The sequence below is a fragment of the Candidatus Allofontibacter sp. genome (assembly GCF_038145245.1).
Lineage (GTDB): Bacteria > Pseudomonadota > Alphaproteobacteria > Pelagibacterales > Pelagibacteraceae > Fontibacterium.
Map to the genome: position 1 here is coordinate 1 of NZ_JAYQPI010000069.1, position 2,035 is coordinate 2,035.

Sequence of the window (2,035 nt, forward strand, 5' to 3'; positions counted from 1 at the left end):
TCTGCTGCTTTAGGATTAGGTTTTAGATGTGGCTTTTTAGGACTTCTTCATCTTGAAATTATCGTTCAAAGATTAGACCGAGAATATAATTTAAATTTAATTACCACAACTCCAGGAGTTGTTTATAAAATTAATAAACATGATGGCACAGTTATGGATCTACAAAACCCTGCTAATATGCCCGAACCAAATTTTATCAAATCTATTAATGAACCATGGATTAACGCAACTATAATTCTTCCAGAAGAATACTTGGGTTCAATTATGAAATTATGCGAAGAAAAAAGAGGAAAACAAAAAAGTTTAAGTTATTCTGGAAATCGTGCAGTTTTATCTTATGAATTACCATTAAACGAAGTCGTTTTTGATTTTTACGATAAGATCAAATCTATTTCTAGTGGTTATGCAAGTTTTGATTATGAATTGAGCGATTATAGAGAAGGTGATTTGATTAAATTATCCATACTAGTAAACGAAGAAATGGTCGACGCATTGTCTATGATTATCCATAAAGATTTTGCAGTAAGACAAGGAAGATTAATGTGTGAAAGATTAAAAGATTTAATTCCAAGGCATCAATTTCAAATACCAATTCAGGCAGCTATTGGTGGAAAAATTATAGCAAGAGAAACAATATCTGGTTACAGAAAAGATGTTATCAGTAGAATTCATGGTGGAGGAGCGAGAGATAGAAAGAAAAAACTTTTAGAAAAGCAAAAAAAAGGAAAAGCCAGAATGAGGCAATTTGGTAGCGTTGATATACCTCAAGAAGCATTTATCGAAGTATTAAAGATAAATAAAAACGAATAGGAGAGATGGCCGAGTGGTTGAAGGCGCCCGCTTGGAAAGCGTGTATACTGTTAAAGGTATCAAGGGTTCGAATCCCTTTCTCTCCGCCAAAAATAATTTTAGATAATCTCGTAAAATTTCTTTAATAAATTTATTATTCTGTGGTCTGAAGCCATTGTTGGATTAATTTTATTTGTGGTATAGGCAATTCCCACTCCAATCACAGGATCGGCAAAACCTAAAGATCCGCCCCATCCATTATGACCAAAAGATTCTTTATTCTTTCCAAACAACCATCCACCTCGAAGTATTAAGCCAACATCTGACCATCTAATTGGTAGCATTAAACTTTCATCAATTCTATTAACACTCTCAATTAGGCATTTTTTAATTGAAGATTTTGATATTAAAATATTTTTTTCTAATATTAAATCATTTACAAAAATATCATAAATTTTAGCAATAGATTTTGCGTTACCATGACCATTCATTGAAGGAACCTCAGCAGTTTGCCAATTTTCTTTATTATAAAAATTTATTTCATGTTCAGGATTATTAAATGCATTAGGTTCTAACGACTCTTTAGTTTCAATTTTATCCTGATAGAGAAAAGCAATATTTGAAAGTTGATTTTTTGGGGTTCCAATAAAAAAATCTATATTTAGTTTCTTTGATAGTAATTCGGAGACTAATTCTCCTAAGCTTTTTTTTGTTGTTTTTTTTATAATTTCACCGATTAAAAATCCGTGAGTTTTTGCATGATAATATGTTTTTTTTCCACTTGGGTGATCTGGTTCTTGTTTTTCTAAAATAGTTATTATTTTATTCCAATCCAAAAGATCTTCTTGTGTAATCTTTTCTTTAAATCTATAGAGCCCGGATTGATGAGATAGAATGTGTTTTAGTTTGATTTCTCTTTTGTTACTTTGTTTAAAGGCGTCCCAATAATAAGAAACAGATCTTTCTAAATCTAAAATGTTTTGATCAATTAGAATTGAAACAATAATTTCGTAAATTCCTTTTGTAGCTGAGAATACATTTACGATAGTATTTTCTTCCCAATTCTTATTATTTTTATTTTGAAAGCCACCATGCAAATCTATTAATGGCTTTCCCTCTTTATAAATTGCAAAAGAAGCTCCTATTTCTTCTTGTTTTAAGAAGTAACTTTCAAATATTTTTTTAACAGGATAGTATTTTTCATCGCAATAACCACTTATCATTTTTAAAATGATAAATTGAAAGC

General features: G+C 30.1%; 2 protein-coding genes and 1 tRNA gene. 2 read left to right on the forward strand and 1 reads right to left on the reverse strand.

Features of this window, described 5'->3' with window-relative positions; all coding sequences use genetic code 11:
• Positions 1-810 (forward strand): elongation factor 4 family protein (locus AC8IGH_RS05455; RefSeq protein ID WP_507419699.1); only part of this gene is annotated, 810 nt, incomplete at its 5' end.
• Positions 810-899, forward strand: a tRNA-Ser gene (locus tag AC8IGH_RS05460). The genes AC8IGH_RS05455 and AC8IGH_RS05460, both read left to right, overlap by 1 nt.
• 9 nt (positions 900-908) lie before the next feature.
• On the opposite strand, the gene AC8IGH_RS05465 is transcribed toward AC8IGH_RS05460, so the two are convergent.
• A partial coding sequence (locus AC8IGH_RS05465; protein WP_507419700.1) for a serine hydrolase domain-containing protein occupies positions 909-2,035 on the reverse strand: 1,127 nt, incomplete at its 5' end.